Genomic DNA, 1,118 nt, shown 5'->3' with positions numbered 1-1,118 from the left:
ATGCGTATTGTGATGATTGGCTCGGGCTATGTCGGCCTCGTCTCCGGTGCCTGCCTCGCCGATTTCGGCCACCATGTCACCTGCGTCGATAAGTCGGCCGCGAAGATCGATGCATTGGAAGCCGGTAAGGTTCCGATCTTCGAACCGGGCCTTGACACGATCATCGACCACAACCGCACCGCCGGTCGCCTGGATTTTTCGAAGGAGCTGGCGCCTTCCGTTGCCGACGCGGACGTAGTCTTCATCGCCGTCGGCACGCCGTCACGTCGTGGCGATGGCCACGCCGACCTGAGCTATGTCTATGCCGCCGCTCGCGAGATAGCGGCCGCCGTGTCCGGGTTCACCGTTGTCGTTACCAAGTCCACGGTTCCTGTTGGCACTGGCGATGAGATCGAGCGCATTTTCCGCGAAGAATTCCCCGAGAAGGACATTTCCGTCGTTTCCAACCCGGAATTTCTGCGCGAAGGCGCGGCAATCACGGACTTCAAGCGCCCCGATCGCATTGTTCTCGGCACTGAGGAGCCGCGCGCAATCGAAATCATGCGCGAGGTTTACCGGCCGCTCTACCTCAACGAAGCACCACTCTATTTTTGCGAACGCCGCACCTCCGAGCTGATCAAGTACGCCGCCAACGCCTTCCTCGCCATGAAGATCACCTTCATCAACGAGATCGCCGATCTCTGCGAGCAGATCGGCGCCGACGTCCAGAAGGTCGCCAAGGGCATCGGCATGGACAAGCGCATCGGCGACAAGTTCCTGCATGCAGGTCCGGGCTACGGCGGTTCGTGCTTTCCCAAGGATACGCTGGCGCTGGTCAAGACCGCACAGGATCATGACAGCCCGGTTCGCCTTATCGAAACCACGGTTGCGATCAACGACAACCGCAAGCGCGCCATGGGCCGCAAGGTCATCGCCGCCTGCGACGGCAATGTCCGCGGCAAGAAGATTGCAGTCCTCGGCCTGACCTTCAAGCCGAACACCGACGACATGCGCGACGCGCCATCGATCACCATCATCCAGGCCTTGCTGGATGGCGGCGCCAACGTTCACGCCTATGATCCAGAAGGCATGGAAATGGCGAAGGAGGTTATCGGCCCCATCACCTACGGCCGCGACCC

General features: G+C 60.9%; 1 protein-coding gene. It reads left to right on the top strand.

Annotation, left to right across the window (positions count from 1 at the left end; genetic code table 11):
- A partial coding sequence (locus tag IB248_RS30860; RefSeq protein ID WP_192242240.1) for a UDP-glucose/GDP-mannose dehydrogenase family protein occupies positions 1–1,118 on the top strand: 1,118 nt, incomplete at its 3' end.

The organism is Rhizobium sp. RHZ01, assembly GCF_014851595.1.
Taxonomy (GTDB): Bacteria; Pseudomonadota; Alphaproteobacteria; order Rhizobiales; family Rhizobiaceae; genus Rhizobium; species Rhizobium altiplani.
The sequence above is the reverse complement of the archived record's forward strand: the minus strand, read 5'-3'. Positions and strand labels throughout refer to the sequence as shown.